The sequence below is a fragment of the Pseudoalteromonas sp. NS-SX12 genome (assembly GCF_057367955.1).
Genome location: NZ_CM170635.1, coordinates 1272593 through 1288763, shown reverse-complemented (window position 1 = coordinate 1288763; position 16171 = coordinate 1272593). Strand labels below are relative to the sequence as shown.

Below are 16171 nucleotides of genomic sequence, written 5' to 3'. Positions count from 1 at the left end.
CACAGCCACGCACGATAAGGCGCATGCCAAATCGTGGTTTAGTAAAGATAAAATGAGTAGAAATGTAAAAACGGGAGTGAAGTTGGCAGCTAGCTAAACAAGCGGGTTTGCAAGATATAAATCCATAGCGGAATAGTTACAACACTCATTAATGTGCTGAGTACCACGGTTCCTGCAACTAGGCTTTGCCCACTGTTTTGCTGACAAGCAACAATGTATGCATTTACGCCAGTTGGGCATGCTGTCAGCACAACCAAAATAAACGTTATTTCATCACTTAAATGAAAACCCAAACGCGCCACTAACAATACCGCCAAAGGCAATACAATCAGTTTAATAATCGTGGCACTTACAATTTGCTGATAATTACCAGCCAAGCGGTATTGATACAGGTTGGCACCCAAAATAAATAGCGCAAGCGCTAATGCACCTTGGGTAATTAAATGTAAGGTACTTGCGATAAAACCAGGTACATCAATACCCAACATATTCACCATTAACCCACTGTAGATCCCGATTAATAATGGATTTTTTAGCAATCCTTTACAAAAGCGCGTCAATTGAAACGAATTGCCCGTCGCAAAACTCGAAAAAATACTGGTCGCGCCAAATAAAACAGCACTATGAAAGCTGATGATTAAAAACACCAGCGCCGCAACAGACGGCGACAACACACTGATTAACACAGGCAAACCAACAATAATGGTATTTGAATACGTACTGCCTAGCGCAAATACAGCGCCACCAGCAGACTGCATCTTGAAAAGTCGCGGTGCGAGCAAAGTCGTTATTATAAAGGTCGATATAACAACGGCATAAAACGTTAAAAACACTGAATACGAAACAATACCCGATAAATCGGCTTGCGCGATATTAATAAATAGAAATAAAGGAAACAGTAAACTAAAGGTAATTTTACTAAGATCACCAATGGTTTGGGCAGACACATAATGGCTGCGAAGCGCAAAATAACCAAGCAAGGCCACTATGACTAACGGAAAAAGAGACGAAAACATGGATTGAGTCATGCGATAAAAAGTGTCGAGACTGTAATCAATTACGTGCAAAACAGCAACCGTTTGGCGCGCCTTGGCTGTACAAATTTTACACAACCAACAGAGCACACTATAGTTAAAGCATGCAGGATTTTTGCAGGACCTCGTTATGTTTGAACGCAGACATCATACACCCAGCTTCAATGAGCACATGAGTTTACTGAGTGATGAACAGCGGATCGCTATGTATGATCTCTATAACTTTGGCTATGATTTGGCGTTTGTGCGTACTACAGCGCAAGGCAAACTTGCAGTACTAACCCAAGGCGAAAGCGTTGCAACAATTGACCAGTTTGGCGATGTTGCTGTTAATCCAGAGATCAATATCAGATAAAAAAGGCGCTACCAAGTAACTTGGTCGCGCCTTTTTCTTAACTAATGCTTCTAACGTACTGCAAATAACTGTTCAGTTGGTTTAACACGTACTTTTGCACCTTCTTTTAGCATTTCACTGCCGCGTATTGCCACTTTTTCACCTAGCGCAAGTTCACCTTTCACTTCAATAAAGTCATTGAAACCGCTGCCGGGGACTACCGTCACTTGTTTTACGGTTAAGTCATCGGTTACTACATTCACGTATACTTTATCTTGGCGTAAAATTAACGCATCGCGATGAACCGTTAACGCATTATGCTTAGCGCTACTTGCAAGGCTCACTCTTACCGCACTGCCGATAGGTAAAGATTGCTCAGTTAACGACGCGCGTACTTCCATAGTGCGGCTTAACTCGTCTCCTACAGGTACCAAAGCACGTAGCGTTGAACTAAAACGCATATCTTTATTGGCAATTAATACACTATCACCCACTTTATTAAATTGCGTATGGGATAGCGGTGCATTTGCACGTACTTCCAAGTCATCTAAACTCACTAACCGTACTGCAGGTGAGTTTGTTTGACTAAATTCACCCACTTGCTTGTAGCGCTCAACAATGGTGCCATCAAAGGGTGCGATTAACTTTGTTTTATCAAGTTGCAATACAATGCGCTGTAAACTGATCTTTGCCTGTTCAAGCTCTTGCATTGCCATCATTAACTCCGCTTCTTTTGCTTCAAGAGCATCTAACGAGGCGTTTTTGCCCAATTTTTCAATACGAGTAAGTTGGCGTTCAAGCAAGCTAACGCGCGTGCTAAAGCTTTTTATGCTGGCACTGGCTTGTTGTTTTTCTAGCTGTAAAAACGCATCGTCCAACAGTAAAATCGTATCGCCTTTTTTAAAGCGCTCACCAACTTCTGCAATGCGCTTTACAACGCCCGAAACTTCAGTGGTTAAACGCGAATCAAAACGACTCACCACAGTACCTGGCACCCACATTTGTTCAGCGATTTCAGCTTGCTCTACATCACTTAGAGCAACCAAAGGATCTGGGCGTTCATTGGCTGTTGCAAAACAACTAAGTAATGTCAGCACAGCACATATAATTGTCGAAATAACGTATCTCATAACTAATTCCCTTCCAGTTGCGTTTGAGTAGAAGTAACAGGGGTTGGTTGAACACTTTTACGCGTTGAAAATTGTTTTAGTAATGCCGGGAGCAGTACCAAAGTAAATAAGGTTGAAAACACCATACCGCCAACAATAACCGCAGCAAGACCGCGATAAATAATACTGCCTTCGCCTGGCATAATAAGTAGCGGCAACATGCCAAAAATACTGGTTAATGTACTCATAAAAATAGGGCGTAAGCGCAGTTTAAGTGCCTGCTCTACAGCCATTTCGCGGCTTAACCCTTCGCGCTCACCCTGGCGAGTTTGGTCGACTAATAAAATCGCATTATTTACAACCAATCCAAGTAAAATAATAAAGCCAATCATGGTTAATAAATCGAGCGGCTGAAATTGAATAAGGTTCATTAACTGCAATGCCACAACACCACCAACGGTTGCCAGTGGAATGGATAGCGTTACCATTAAGCTGTCTTTTAACGATTTAAAAAGACCAGCCATCAGAATAAAAAGTAGCCCTAGCGCCAAAATAAAATTTTGCCCCATGGTTTTAATCGATTGTTTTAAGCTGTCGGCACTGCCGCCATAATTAATCGAACCATCGGCAGGCATAAGCGCTTGAATTTGTGGTTCAATCTCAGTTTCAATGATAGCCATTGCTTGCTGTAACGACATACCCTCAGGTGGGTTCACATTAACTGTAATAGTTCTACGACGGTCAATTCGCTGAATACGTGATGGGCCAACCGTTCGCGTAACATCAACTAACTCACCTAACTGCACTACAGTGCCGCTTGGGGTAGTAATCGGCATTGCCGACAATTCTTCAGGGTTTTGCCATCCTTCAGCTTTGAAAATCATATCAAGACGTTTATTACCATCGAAATATTCGCCAACATATAGGCCTGTGCCCATTGCTCGGGTAAGTTGTGCTAAATCACGGCGATTAAAGCCAACTTCCATCATGCGACGGTCATTTGGCAATAAGCGTAGTTCAGGCTCTGCATCTTGAGTGCCGGGATTGATATTAATGTTACTGTCTTCAAAACGCGCTTGTAAGATTTCACGTGTTTTATCGGCCACATCAGCCATGGCGCGCGTATCGCGGCTTTGTAAATGAATTTGAATACTGCGACCTGAGCCTAAGCCGCCAAATAAATTACCTTGCTGTGAGAACACGCGGGTATCAGGTAAATCAACCAAAATCTCTTCACGCATTACGCGTTCAAGTTCTTTCACTTGTGATTGATCTTTAGCGCGCACACCTAAGTTTGCGTTGCCAGGAAATGATAAAATATAGTAATTTTTAAGCGCTGGTTGTTTCGTGCCATCCATATAGGGCTGTAAACGCTCAACCAAAGGCTTAATATACTCGCGCTCAACAAATTCTTGGTTTGAGCCCGTTGGTAAACGCACAAATGCATCGACTGCGTCACGTTTTACGGGTGGTAAGTAGTCAAGCGGGGGTAACAACCACACAGTCAAGGCAACTGGTGCCGCCATCAAGGTGAAAATCACCGCAAGGCGTTTTTTACCTGAGTTAGTCAACACCATTATTTTGCGCGTGATTGTTTGCCAAAGGCCCTCTAATCTATCTTCTTCAACTGTTTGGTTTAGCCACATTTTCGCAGCCACAGGTAAAATAGTCAGAGCCACCAGCAAGGAGATAAATACTGCAATGGCGATGGTCAGCGCTAAGTCCGCAAAAAATTGCCCTGCCACATCGCGTAAAAATATCACCGGAATAAAAATCGCAATGGTCGTGGCAGTAGAGGCCATCAACGCGCCCGACACCAACTGTGTGCCTTTCGCAGCTGCTTTATCAGCACGCAAGCCCTGGGTTTTCAGCCTAACAATATTTTCAAGCACCACAATTGCCGCATCAAGCACCATGCCTGTGGCAAATGCCAATCCAGCAAGTGAAATCACGTTAAGCGAACGGCCTGTGATATTCAACACAATAAAGGTGGTCATAATTGAAATAGGTATCGCCATTGCCACAATTAAGGTCGCGCGGCGCTGGCGTAAGAACCACCAAAGTACGCCTACAGCAAGCAGGATCCCAAGTACTAAGTTGCTCGAAACAAGGTTAATTGCACGATAAATAAATACTGAGGCATCAAACGATTGGTGCATTGTCAGTTGCTGTGGTTCAAGCACTTGGCTGCGAATTTTGTCGACCTCAGCTTTAACACGCTCAAGCGTTGCTAACACATTGGCGCCACTTTCACGGTCTATGCGCACCGACATTGCCGGATTACCATTTTGCACCGCACTACCATTGTCTGAATCGCGAGTGACTTTAATCTCGGCAATATCACTGAGTTTAATTGGTTTGCCGTCACGCCATTCCAGTACCAAATTGCCAAGCTGAGTAGGGTCGAAACGACCAGCAAAGCGCAGCGTATAACGGCGACGACCAATATCGGCGTACCCACCCGATGCATCATTTGCTGAACCAATTAAATTGCTTACCCGTGTTAAATTAATGCCAAGTTCTGCTGCGCGGTAGGCATCAAATTCGATTTGTAATTGCTCACGCGAGTTACCCGTTTGCAATTGCACGCGAGCAACCCCCGGAATACTCTCTAACCGAGGGCGAATGGTGTCATCGAAAAATGTTGCATATTCGCCGATCGGTTTTTCATTGCCCGGCAACGCTTGTAAGAAAAAATAGGTCAGGGCCGGTGCTCCACCATTAAAGCCACCGAGACTTATCACCGGTGGATTTACATCGCGTGGTAATGGCGGTACCCGATTCATACGGCTGATCACTTCGATCAGGGTTTTATCCATGTCGGTATCAAGCGTAAATGTAAGATTGATAAACGATGAACCTGAATTTGCAAAGGTGCGTAAACTGGTGAGCCCTGGCAGCCCCTGCAGTACGTCTTCTTGAGGTTCTAAGATTTCTGATTCCATTTCGGCTGGTGACGCCTGTCGCCAGCTAGTGAAAATAGTAATCTGAGGTCGTTCAATATCTGGAAAGAGTTGAATAGGCAGTTTAGTAAAGCTCACTACCCCTAACACCAAGCACAGGGTTACAAAAATTGCCACCCCCGCCGGATTTTTTAAAGCCCGAGTTGTAATGTTCATTGCGTTCCCTATTTTATTTTTTCGCAAACAACGTGCTTGACTATAGTTAGAAATTAGTCGCAAGAAAGTGGGAAATAGTTTAACCCTCAAAGAAACAAGACGGGCTGCAAAATAGGCTTTTTAGGTAAGTAAGTGTGTTTTTGGTCACATTTTGACACACCAAGTTGCTCAATTGTTAACCATAAGAAATTTAAATGTATCACATTAGGTAAACTAACAAATAATTGCGATAAAGCGCCCAGTTAGGCGCTTTATCATCAACATATTTCGCAACAAGATCAGTGAACGAATACGTTAAAGATATAACGCCATTCTTTTTCGTAGGATTTTAACTTCTCGATAAGTGTTGGGGTAATTTCAGTGCCTTGTGTTAATACCACTGCACCTTGTTTGTTCAGTAAGTCTTGACTCAAATGCATGCCCGGTTCCAACATATTGACACCGAGGCATAGATCAATATTGTGCTGATCGAGCGAAATTTCACTATTGAGCAGATTTACATAGGCTTTTACGACCTCTGGGTCAAAATAAGTTTTACTTTCCTTTTTAAGAAAATCAATAGCTTGCTGCTGTGAAAGTTTTTGTTCACTAATTCGCCCTAGCACCAACTTATCAAATTCATTTACTACGGTTAGAATGCGCGACGCAATCGGAATATTGGTGCCAATTAAATGATCTGGCACACCGCTGCCATCAAAGCGCTCGTACTGATGCTTTACCGCCGTGCCAATCGCTTTTAAATGCGGTACCGTCTGTAATATTTCAGCGCCTTTTACTGCATGGGTTTGTTTTTCTACCAGTTCTGCCCGAGATAATTCATTTTCAATACTTTTTGCTAGCGTATCTGACAGCGAGACCTTACCAATCTCATGCATCAAGCCTGCAAGGTACACTTGCGTAACTTGGTTCTTCTCAAGTCCCATGGCTGTTGCGAGCGTTCGACAATGACTAGCAACACGTTTTACATGACCTTCACCGCCTCCGGTTGTGTCTTCAATGATCAAGTTGATCATTTCGATGACATCATAAAACAAGCTACGTTGGCGGTTGTTGGCTGATTTTAACTTATCGTTGAGTTTTGATAATGATTGTGTGCGCGCTTGCACTTTGCTTTCAAGATCTTGGTTTTGCTTACGTAGTAATTCGTTTTTAAGTTGCAACTCATTTTCCAAACGCATTACGGATTGCTTCAATTGAAACTGCTCAGATGCTTGCAATACCACATTTTTAAGCTCGTCGTTGCTCCATGGCTTACTCACGTAATTATTAATCTTACCTTGGTTTATCGCCATCGCAGTAGAATCGATATCTGAATAACCGGTCAATAAGATGCGGGGGGTGTCGGGGCAAACGTCAAACGCCTTAGAAAGCAGCTCAGCGCCACTCATTTTAGGCATTTTCATATCTGAAATAATCACACTATAAGTAGATTCAGATAACTGTTGTGCTGCAGCTTCTGGATCACTAAATGACTCAACCTCAAAGTCTTTTCTGAATAGCCTTTTCAGTGCATTAAGCACTTCCATTTCATCATCGACGATCATTAATTTTAACTTATCTGTCATAGTAATCCTCGAACGAAGCCAATACGCTATTTACTCTAAAAACATTGCCTTAACTAAAAAGTGACACTATTTTTTAAATAGATCAACCTGATTATGTGTAAAAAAGGAAGCGGTTATGAAAGGCGCGATATTTAATGCATTACAAGAATTTGTTGAGCAAGGGCACGGATACCAAGTTTGGGACGACGCACTCAGTAATAACACTCTGCCCTCGCACGGCATTTACACATCCACAAAACAATATGATGACAGCGAATTATTTACGATAGTAGGCTACTTATCTGAGCGCTTAGAGGTGCCAATTCCGGATTTAGTACGTGCTTTTGGCGTTTTCTTATTTCCATTATTAATGCCGCAAGCGCCACAAGAAGCGCAAAATGCGCCTTCGTTACGTGCATTTTTAATGATGGTAGACGAACTCATTCACGTTGAAGTTAAAAAGCTTTATAAAGACGCACAACTACCCGATTTTAGCTACGACGACCATATTGATGACAAACTAACCATGATTTACCAATCACCACGCAAATTATGCTTTTTATCGGAAGGATTAATTTTAGGTGCGGCGCAACATTTTGGTGAAACCGTAAGCCTTTCTCAACCCGTGTGTATGCATCAAGGTGGCGAGCACTGCGAGATAGAAGTCGTTTTCAATGGAAAATAATGAAACACTTGCCAAATTGGCAGCGCTAGAACGTATTTTAGCCCGTGAGCGCTTGGCGCGAAAAGAAGCGGAAAAACAGCTAGAGGACTACACCCGTGAGCTCTACCAGCAGGAAGAGGCGGTTAACCAAACGCAACAAGAAGTGGCAACCCAACAAGGACAGCTTGAATTCCTTACGGGCTTATTAGCAGAAACTTGGCGCCAACCTAGCTTAAATAAAATTGTCGCAAATTACCTTGAGCGCACCAATAACTTTATGACTAACGCCCATAATCTGTTTGTCGAAATACACGCAGATTTGTCATATCACCAATTTCAATACTACTGCCAAAGCACAAAACAGCATGCTTCAACTTTGCCCGATTCTTATAAGCAAGTATTGCGTCAATTTAAACGTGATGAGCTGTATCAGCAAGTAAGCAGTGAATCCGAATCACAAATTTTTGAAATCGAAAGCATTAGTAACAGTGCCGATGCACAGTTTAGTGATTGCGTTTTAGTGCCCTTGTACAGTTTAGATTTGCCCTCGGGTAAAGGTGTGGGGATTGCCATCTTATTGTATGAATCACAAGACGACATCAATATCGTTAAGCTGCAAACACTTGAATCATCGCGCAGTATGTTATCAGTTGCAATTGAACGTAAACGCGCAGAAAAAGCGCTACAAGAACGTCTTGCCGACCTTGAAACCAGTAATAAAATGCTGGAACAAACACAACAACAACTTGTGCAACAAGAAAAATTGGCATCACTTGGTCAGCTTGCGGCGGGTGTAGCACACGAGATAAATAACCCTGTTGGCTTTGTATTAAGTAACCTAGATACAATGCGAGAGTACTTTTCTGATTTTGCTGAAATTATGGCGCCACTCAACGCAGACAACATATCTGAACAGGAAAAAGTTGTTGCGATGCAAGCCAAGTGGCAGTCATTAGATGGGGATTTCTTGTTTGATGACAGCCAAGAAATATTAACGTCGTCAGTACAGGGGCTTGAACGCGTTAAAGACATAGTGTCAGATCTTAGCACCTTCTCACGCATGGATAATGACGAACTTGATAGTATTGATCTAAATGTAGTGATTGAAAAATCATTGAACGTGGTCAGTAACGAGTTCAAATATCACCATGAAGTAATAAAACACTTACTACCCGAAGCAAATATTCTTGGTAATGCTGGTAAATTACAACAAGTGTTTATTAACTTATTTGTTAATGCAAAACACGCCATGCCAAATGGCGGCGCACTGACCATTAGCTGTGAAAAAGACCGTAATAAAATTATTGTGCGGGTGAAAGATCAAGGACATGGGATTGAAAAAGACCATCTCGCCGATATTTTTACGCCATTTTTTACCACTAAAGCGCCCGGTGAAGGTACCGGCTTAGGCCTCGCTATCTCTTATGGCATTTTGCAGCAACACAATGCCAAAGTGAAAGTACATAGTGAAGTTGGCGTAGGTACTGAATTTGAAATTGCGTTTTATGAATCAATTTGAGTCAATGTTTATATTACGCGCTAAGGCATACGACTTATTTCACGCCAAACCACTTCGCATTTTGCAACGCAATTTTCATCAACAACCCGGATGCTATTAACTTTCGCATAAATTTCAATATATTAAATTTGGTTTGTATCTTGCTGTAATGTTAGTGAGCAAACATTTGGAGAAACATTATGCGAAACGGTAACCAACCATTCTCAATTGACCAAAAGCTGCAAGCGATGAGACCTTATATCGACCTCGAGTTGTTTAATCGCTCAATTGATTATCGCCGCAAAGTGATTTTTAGCTTTAAAGAGCAAGAACGCGCTCTGCAACAACTGAAAGACGAATTTGCTGAGCCAAGCGTACGTGAAGATTATGATTGTGTTCTTGGGTACAACTAATGTTGGCAACTTGACTCGGTTGGATCCCTGTTTCAAAACGTCCAACCGAGCTTTTTAACTCACCTAACTCGTGTTCAAAAGTTAACTAAATACCTGAAATATATAAGCTATGTTAATTGATACCTGCTAGCTTGATAGTTTTTCACAGTAACAAGGCAAATTTGTGCGTCTATAGCACCTATTGCAAACAAATTTAACGTTTTAATAAGTACAAGTAGCTGTCAAAAAGTAAATTATTATCCCAAACTCAGGGGAATTATGAAAACAAGGCTTTGATCTTCTCATCAAGCAATGCACTATTAAGTGGCTTTGTTAGCACATCTTGCATACCCGCATTTAAACATTTGGTTTTATCAGCAAGGCCTGCATTGGCGGTTAGTGCAATAATAGGCGGCGCTAATTCGCCAAGCTCAGTGCGAATTGTTCGCGCAGCAGTAACCCCATCCATTACGGGCATTACCATATCCATTAAAACTAAATCAAAACGGGATTTTTTCACTGCCGCAACAGCACTTTCACCATTATCAGCAAGTACAACCATATGATTTCGCTTTTCCAAAATCGCTTTAATTATAAACTGGTTTGCGGGGTTATCTTCCGCAACCAAAATGCGATAACTGGGAATGCTATTTTCAATTTCCGCGTCTTTCACATGTCCATCAGCGCTGATTAGTGGGATCAGTGGAATAGTGACAACAAACTCGGTGCCAACACCAATTTCACTAGCGCATTCAATTTTACCTTCCATTAATTCCAACAAACGCTTGGTAATGCTGAGCCCCAGCCCAACACCTTGTTGCCTACCAACTTGTTTATCATGCAATTGTGAAAATGGCTCAAATAGGGTGTGAATATGCGCTTCATCAATACCTACCCCAGTATCTTTAACTGTTATAAACAGTTCAGTATCACTGCGGTTTACCAACAAACTTACCTCGCCTTCTAAGGTAAACTTAAATGCATTACCGAGTAAGTTAAGCAAAACCTGCGACAAGCGCACACCATCAGTATTAATCTGCTCCGGCACGCCACCACCTAAAATAGCGTTAAAATGAATGCCTTTTTTAACTGCCTGAGTTTCAAATTGTTGGACTAAATTTTTAATCAGCTTATGCAAATTAATATTACTATTCTCAAGGGCTAAGGTGCCAGATTCAATTTTGGCAAAATCTAAGGTATCGCTGATCACTCCTTGCAACAACTTGGCGCTATCTCGCATAAAATCGATTAACTCAAGCTGTTTTTCATTCGGCTGAGTATCTTCTAACAACTCTAAAATGCCTAAAATAGCATTCATTGGGGTACGAATTTCATGAGACATCACGGCTAAAAAGTGCGATTTTGCTTTATTGGCGCTCTCGGCTTTTTCTTTTGCAAGTTTTAGATCATATTCACGCTGCTTAGCAAAGCTAATGTCTTTTGCAATGCCTAAATATCCAGCAAAGCTGTTGTCTGCGTTAAACTTCGCTTTGCCGCTAATTGACACCCAAACGCGATGTCCCTGATTATCAATCGCTTCAAACTCAAATTCGTGAATTTCACTGTGCTGCCTCACAAGGTGTAAGAAATGCTCCCACTTTTTAAATTGCGTGCTTTCACTGTCGCTACGAATATTTAACGGGCTTTTGTGCAAAAAGTGTGAGAAATTGCTTGGTTTGGTTTGTTCTAAAAACGACAAATAGGTAAAGCACATGCTTTCATCAGTTTCCCAAAACCAGTCTGATGCAAGCTCTGCGTAGGCTTGAAAGCGCTGCTGGCTTTGCGTTAACGCATAAGTGCGGTCTAACAACATTTGTGACATTTGATGCTGCTGATCAAGTTGTAAAAATGCTTGGCGAAACAAAGTATCGACTGAACTCAATGCATTTTCCATTTGCCCAATATCATCACCATCTTTAATAAACAGAACAAAAACACCTTTTCGTTCTGCAAAGTTATTAGCAACAAAAATAACCGTTTCGTGGCAGTGGCTAGGTAGTATCCAATCATTTGGGAGCTGGCAAATATTAGCGGCATAAACGTTACGCTCGAACACCTTTTTAACAAAGGAGGGCTCAAGTAGGCACACACCGCATAATGGTTCAAAGGTGCTGGTTAACGCACATAACTGGTTTGCGTCTTGGGTTAGTACCAAAATATCGCTAATTTCAGCAATTGGCTTTAAACCTAATTGCAGTTTCACTAATAATTCAGCTGCGTTTTTGCTGCTTAGTAGTTCGTTAACCACTCGCAGCATGTCGTTCGCATTTAGTCTTTCCATGACACCTCTTTAAAACAAATTAATTTGCTTAGGGTCTGTTGAGCTTCGCTGTTCTATTTTTGTTCTTTTTGAGCGTGCTTTTATCGCGGCGCTCGATGTGCGGCCTAGCAATCTAAGCCAATATCGAGCAAAGCTTCCGCGTCCTGCTCACGCCCCTTACCTACATCCATATAAGCAACAATGAGAAAAGTGCGCTCAAAAGAACCGTTCGACAGCGCTTGATTGGGTTTTCTACTGTGTTATCGGCTGACTCGCATAGAATAACTATACCACGCAGCCTCTGCCTTGTATAAAACCCAATCAAACTGCTGCAAAAACAAACTTGAAAGGTCAACAGACCCTTATGTTATTCAGTTTAGCGAAAGTACCTGCAAGCTGCATTGCAAAATGCAAATAAAGTCATATTTTCACCCATTTTTGGCTGGTACATAACTTGTATCACTTTCTGTAGAGAATTTGGCGAGGGCGTATTATGAAAATTGTATGTATAGGTGGTGGTCACGGTCTTTCACAGGTGCTCGATGCGCTAAAAAATATGCCATGTGAACTCACAGCAATTGTAACTACAACAGATAACGGCGGAAGCACAGGCCGACTGCGTCAAGACCCAAGCCAAATTGCCTTTGGCGATATTCGTCGCTGCGCTGAAACACTTGGCAACCCTGAAAATATGCTCACTATTTTGAGCGAACAACGTTTTGAACAAAACAACGACTTAAATGGTCACAGTTTTGGCAATATATTATTAAGCGCGCTAAGCCAAGTCACGCATAACACCAGCGACGCCATCAAGATTTTTTGTGCCATGCTGGGGGTAAAACACACCATTTTACCCATGGCTAACGGCCCAGTAGATTTAGTGGCAACAAGTGAAAGTGGCGAGCGTGTTTTTGGCGAGTGCCACGTCGATGCGCTTTCAACCTTTCCTAAGCACTTAAGTTTGTCTAAAGCTGTGGTTGCCAATCAACAAGCGGTAGAGGCAATTCTTCACGCAGATTTAATTTTACTCGGCCCTGGTAGCTTATTAACAAGTGTTATGCCTCCGCTTTTACTGAGCGATATTCGTGACGCGTTATGTCGCACTTCTGGCTGTCGTATTTTTATTGAAAATTTGGTACCTGAACACAGCGCTGTTGACTCAATTCCGGCAAATGAACAAGTAACGAAAGCCGTGGAAATTCTTGGTTACAAGTTTTTTGATGTGTGCTTAACCCCGGACGCATTTGAAGCGATGGACTTAAGAGCAATTGAAAAAGAACAGCACAGTAGCACACATAATAAGTCGCAGTTAAAACACATTATTGAGCAATTACTGCCGTATCAAGATGACACACAGCCGAACTACAGTATTAAAGTGCATTAGGAAATGGGTATTGCAGCCATGGTGGCACTGTGTATTTCGGGTAGTAATGCACGCTCAGCAAAAAAGGCAGTGTCATTATTTTTTGCATGGGCCTCAAGGGTTTCTGCAAGGGCACCAAGTTGGTCTGCACCGTAAGAACGAGCACAGCTTTTTAAACTGTGGCTAAAACGCACAGCGTCGTTATCGAGGGTAGTAACGGCCATAATCTGTTCGGTGAGTTTGGTTGCTTCACTTTTAAATACTGCGAAAAGTTGGCCTAAAACATCTTTACCAACGTCGGCTTCAAGTTGTTTTACAGTTGTTTGATTAAACATAGCATTCCTTATTGGGGAGGTATTTATGCGAAATCTTGTGCTCTTCTTAGATTCTAGCCTATTTGGCGGCATTGAATCGCATATTGTTGAATTAGTGAAACTAATGCAGCGTAACAACGTACCTGTGTCAGTACTGTTTTACCAAGATCATCACAATATGCAACTCTATAAATTACTTGAAGCCTTAAATTGCGCTTACCAATGTTTAGATGGCAAACCACTTAGCTTGCATCATTATTTAAAACAGCACAGCAACACAGTGTTGCATACCCATGGTTACAAAGCGGGCATTATTGGTAGACTTACTTGCAAAGTAACCGGAAACTTATGTATTTCAACATATCATGCCGGTGAAAAAGGCGCAGGCCGAGTAAGGCTATACAATTGGCTTGATCATCTCACCAGTGGCTTTTCGCAAAATCTAGTTGTTGCCCAACATCTTAAAAACACGGTTAAAAACAGTGAATTTATTGCTAATTTTATCGTGCCAAACAACCCTAAACTTAAACAGTCCAATAGCGTATTGAATATTGCCTTTGTTGGCCGGCTATCATATGAAAAAGGACCTGACCGTTTTGTCGCACTGGCGCAACATTTCACTCAGCAACCGCGTTTACAATTTCATGTCTATGGTGACGGCGATATGGCGTCTGAGCTTAAACGTAATGCACCAAAGAACATACAGTTTCACGGTCATCAAAGTGATAAGTCACTTTGGCAATCAATTGATGTATTGGTTATTTGTTCACGTGAAGAAGGGTTACCAATGGTGCTGTTAGAAGCCATGGACAATAAAATAGTGTGTATTGCTAACCGAGTAGGCGCCATCGACAGCGTAATTGCTCATAATCAAACCGGGCTGTTAACCGATGACCAAACCCAAGTCGCACTGGTTAATCGCTTAAAAACCTTATTGTTTATGTCGCAACAAGAACGTAATTACTTAATTAAAAATGCCACCAGCAAATTGCACCGCTTTTACTCAGGTCGCGAGCAATTTACTCAACTCAGTAAATTGTATTTCAAACCGTAAAGGTCAACTCGTTCTCGTTAACTAATAACACCTTGCTCTTCCATTTGCTCCCAAGTTTTCATTTTTCGGTAGATGGTGGAAGGGCTAATATCTAAAAGCGCTGCGGCTTTTGGCACATTATCGTTGCACGAGGCTATCGCTTTTTCGATATAACGCTTTTCAACTATCCACAAAGGTTCAATATCGGAGCTGCGTAAAAGGTTAGTGGTTTCGATACTCGCGGCAGTTGATTGCGGCGTCATATTTGCCATTGGCTGCGCAGCAACCACTGGCTCTGTTGACATACTACTTTGTGGAAATGGCGGAAACATGCGCTTTTCTATCCATGGTTCGCTATTCAGTACCACGGTGTTGCGGATCATATTTTCAAGCTGACGTACATTGCCAGGCCAACTGTAGGCCATTAAATGTCGTTTAGCATCATCACTTAGCCCTTCGAACGTTTGACCTTCTTCTTTAGCAATACGTGAAAACAACGCCTCGGCTATTTGAATCACATCAGTACCGCGCTGACGCAGTGGCGGCAACTGAACAGGGATCACATAAAGTCGATAATACAAGTCTTCGCGAAAACGCCCTGCCTGCACTTCAAGCCATGGGTCGCGATTGGTTGCGCAGACAAATCTTACATCAACCTGTTGTTGTTGCTCACTGCCGACCTTTTGAAAGCAGCCAGTTTGAATAAAACGCAGCAATTTACTTTGTAAATTGAGATCCATTTCACACAATTCATCAAGAAACAGGGTGCCACCGTCGGCCATGCCTGCGGCACCTTCTCGAGAGTTTGTTGCACCGGTAAACGCGCCTTTTACATGACCAAAAATTTCACTTTCAATCAAATCTTTTGGAATCGCCGCACAGTTTATCGCGATAAATGGTTTTTTACTGCGTTCACTGCATTGATGAACCGCGCGCGCGCATAGCTCTTTACCGGTACCACTTTCACCTGTGATAAATACCGTCGCTTTGCTGTTAGCGGCATTGCTGATGATTTGATAAACCGATTGCATTGGCGCTGAGCTGCCAATCAATTCACAAAATCGACCGTTTTCAAAACGTGATTGGTATTTTTCAACGGTTTCACTTAGCGAGTTAAGCTTTAATGCGTTATTAACTGTGATGCGAAAACGCTCAGCATCAACGGGCTTTTCAATAAAATCGGCGGCGCCGTAGCGAATAGCATCAACTGCTATTTCTTTACTGGCATGGGCGGTTAGCACCACGACTTTTGGTCTATCGTTAACGGGAAGTTGCGCTAAAATGTCCATACCGCTCATATCGGGCAGCATAACATCTAGCATGATCAGATCAGGTTTGTTGCTTGCTAAATAATCTAAGGCCTCTTGCCCTGTGTACGCTACATCGCTGTGCATGCCAGTGGGAATAAGGTATGACTGGTACAACAGCGCTAACGATTCCGTATCTTCGACAATTAAGATCTTATTTGGCATAGGCAAACTCCTGATCACATTTAAGTATTTCCTTA

13 protein-coding genes are annotated in these 16171 nt (G+C 42.3%); 6 read left to right on the top strand and 7 right to left on the bottom strand.

Annotated features, from left to right (window positions below; translation table 11 throughout):
- Nucleotides 1-89 precede the first annotated feature (89 nt).
- Nucleotides 90-1016, bottom strand: coding sequence for an AEC family transporter (locus AC2IOM_RS20095; RefSeq protein WP_486359940.1), 927 nt, complete (start codon nt 1014-1016; stop codon nt 90-92).
- A gap of 148 nt (nt 1017-1164) precedes the next feature.
- Here AC2IOM_RS20095 and AC2IOM_RS20090 point away from each other — a divergent pair, with 148 nt between their 5' ends.
- Nucleotides 1165-1389, top strand: a complete 225-nt coding sequence (locus tag AC2IOM_RS20090; protein ID WP_486359939.1) for a hypothetical protein — start codon at nt 1165-1167, stop codon at nt 1387-1389.
- A 50-nt stretch (nt 1390-1439) separates the two neighbouring features.
- Here AC2IOM_RS20090 and AC2IOM_RS20085 read toward each other — a convergent pair whose 3' ends face one another.
- The 3 genes from AC2IOM_RS20085 to nosR form a co-directional block, all read right to left on the bottom strand.
- Nucleotides 1440-2498, bottom strand: coding sequence for an efflux RND transporter periplasmic adaptor subunit (locus AC2IOM_RS20085; protein ID WP_486359938.1), 1059 nt, complete (start codon nt 2496-2498; stop codon nt 1440-1442).
- 2 nt (nt 2499-2500) lie between these two features.
- On the bottom strand, nt 2501-5596 hold the full coding sequence (locus tag AC2IOM_RS20080) for an efflux RND transporter permease subunit (RefSeq protein WP_486359937.1): 3096 nt from the start codon (nt 5594-5596) through the stop codon (nt 2501-2503).
- A 278-nt stretch (nt 5597-5874) separates the two neighbouring features.
- Complete coding sequence (gene nosR / locus AC2IOM_RS20075; RefSeq protein ID WP_486359936.1) at nt 5875-7161, bottom strand: response regulator c-di-GMP phosphodiesterase, NosR family; 1287 nt, start codon at nt 7159-7161, stop codon at nt 5875-5877.
- 115 nt (nt 7162-7276) lie between these two features.
- Here nosR and AC2IOM_RS20070 point away from each other — a divergent pair, with 115 nt between their 5' ends.
- The 3 genes from AC2IOM_RS20070 to AC2IOM_RS20060 all read left to right on the top strand — a co-directional run bounded on the left by AC2IOM_RS20070 (nt 7277) and on the right by AC2IOM_RS20060 (nt 9715).
- A complete protein-coding gene (locus tag AC2IOM_RS20070) occupies nt 7277-7825 on the top strand; it encodes a heme NO-binding domain-containing protein (protein ID WP_010558203.1) in 549 nt (182 codons plus the stop codon).
- Nucleotides 7815-9323, top strand: coding sequence for a sensor histidine kinase (locus AC2IOM_RS20065; protein WP_486359935.1), 1509 nt, complete (start codon nt 7815-7817; stop codon nt 9321-9323). The genes AC2IOM_RS20070 and AC2IOM_RS20065 overlap by 11 nt, the downstream gene beginning before the upstream one ends.
- A gap of 179 nt (nt 9324-9502) precedes the next feature.
- Nucleotides 9503-9715: a hypothetical protein gene (locus AC2IOM_RS20060; RefSeq protein WP_054980830.1), complete on the top strand. Its 213-nt coding sequence runs from the start codon at nt 9503-9505 to the stop codon at nt 9713-9715.
- Between the two features lie 256 nt (nt 9716-9971).
- On the opposite strand, the gene AC2IOM_RS20055 is transcribed toward AC2IOM_RS20060, so the two are convergent.
- The gene (locus AC2IOM_RS20055) at nt 9972-11975 is read right to left on the bottom strand and encodes a response regulator (protein WP_486359934.1); all 2004 of its coding nucleotides are present in this window, start codon (nt 11973-11975) and stop codon (nt 9972-9974) included.
- Between the two features lie 472 nt (nt 11976-12447).
- Between AC2IOM_RS20055 and AC2IOM_RS20050 the strand changes: the two genes are divergently transcribed.
- Entirely contained in the window at nt 12448-13338 is an 891-nt protein-coding gene (locus AC2IOM_RS20050; protein WP_105172107.1) for a gluconeogenesis factor YvcK family protein, read from the top strand.
- Here the strand turns inward: AC2IOM_RS20050 and AC2IOM_RS20045 are convergent.
- Nucleotides 13335-13652: an Hpt domain-containing protein gene (locus AC2IOM_RS20045; protein WP_054981063.1), complete on the bottom strand. Its 318-nt coding sequence runs from the start codon at nt 13650-13652 to the stop codon at nt 13335-13337. The genes AC2IOM_RS20050 and AC2IOM_RS20045 overlap by 4 nt on opposite strands.
- A gap of 25 nt (nt 13653-13677) precedes the next feature.
- Between AC2IOM_RS20045 and AC2IOM_RS20040 the strand changes: the two genes are divergently transcribed.
- On the top strand, nt 13678-14685 hold the full coding sequence (locus AC2IOM_RS20040) for a glycosyltransferase family 4 protein (RefSeq protein ID WP_486359933.1): 1008 nt from the start codon (nt 13678-13680) through the stop codon (nt 14683-14685).
- A 17-nt stretch (nt 14686-14702) separates the two neighbouring features.
- Here AC2IOM_RS20040 and AC2IOM_RS20035 read toward each other — a convergent pair whose 3' ends face one another.
- Nucleotides 14703-16136, bottom strand: coding sequence for a sigma-54-dependent transcriptional regulator (locus tag AC2IOM_RS20035; protein WP_486359932.1), 1434 nt, complete (start codon nt 16134-16136; stop codon nt 14703-14705).
- Between the last annotated feature and the right edge of the window lie 35 nt (nt 16137-16171).

What these genes read in the sequence shown, in the direction of transcription:
- AC2IOM_RS20095 (WP_486359940.1), bottom strand. Translation starts at nt 1,016, where the DNA reads ATGTTTTCGTCTCTTTTTCCGTTAGTCATAGTGGCCTTGCTTGGTTAT.
- AC2IOM_RS20090 (WP_486359939.1), top strand. Translation starts at nt 1,165, where the DNA reads ATGTTTGAACGCAGACATCATACACCCAGCTTCAATGAGCACATGAGT.
- AC2IOM_RS20085 (WP_486359938.1), bottom strand. Translation starts at nt 2,498, where the DNA reads ATGAGATACGTTATTTCGACAATTATATGTGCTGTGCTGACATTACTT.
- AC2IOM_RS20080 (WP_486359937.1), bottom strand. Translation starts at nt 5,596, where the DNA reads ATGAACATTACAACTCGGGCTTTAAAAAATCCGGCGGGGGTGGCAATT.
- nosR (WP_486359936.1), bottom strand. Translation starts at nt 7,161, where the DNA reads ATGACAGATAAGTTAAAATTAATGATCGTCGATGATGAAATGGAAGTG.
- AC2IOM_RS20070 (WP_010558203.1), top strand. Translation starts at nt 7,277, where the DNA reads ATGAAAGGCGCGATATTTAATGCATTACAAGAATTTGTTGAGCAAGGG.
- AC2IOM_RS20065 (WP_486359935.1), top strand. Translation starts at nt 7,815, where the DNA reads ATGGAAAATAATGAAACACTTGCCAAATTGGCAGCGCTAGAACGTATT.
- AC2IOM_RS20060 (WP_054980830.1), top strand. Translation starts at nt 9,503, where the DNA reads ATGCGAAACGGTAACCAACCATTCTCAATTGACCAAAAGCTGCAAGCG.
- AC2IOM_RS20055 (WP_486359934.1), bottom strand. Translation starts at nt 11,975, where the DNA reads ATGGAAAGACTAAATGCGAACGACATGCTGCGAGTGGTTAACGAACTA.
- AC2IOM_RS20050 (WP_105172107.1), top strand. Translation starts at nt 12,448, where the DNA reads ATGAAAATTGTATGTATAGGTGGTGGTCACGGTCTTTCACAGGTGCTC.
- AC2IOM_RS20045 (WP_054981063.1), bottom strand. Translation starts at nt 13,652, where the DNA reads ATGTTTAATCAAACAACTGTAAAACAACTTGAAGCCGACGTTGGTAAA.
- AC2IOM_RS20040 (WP_486359933.1), top strand. Translation starts at nt 13,678, where the DNA reads ATGCGAAATCTTGTGCTCTTCTTAGATTCTAGCCTATTTGGCGGCATT.
- AC2IOM_RS20035 (WP_486359932.1), bottom strand. Translation starts at nt 16,136, where the DNA reads ATGCCAAATAAGATCTTAATTGTCGAAGATACGGAATCGTTAGCGCTG.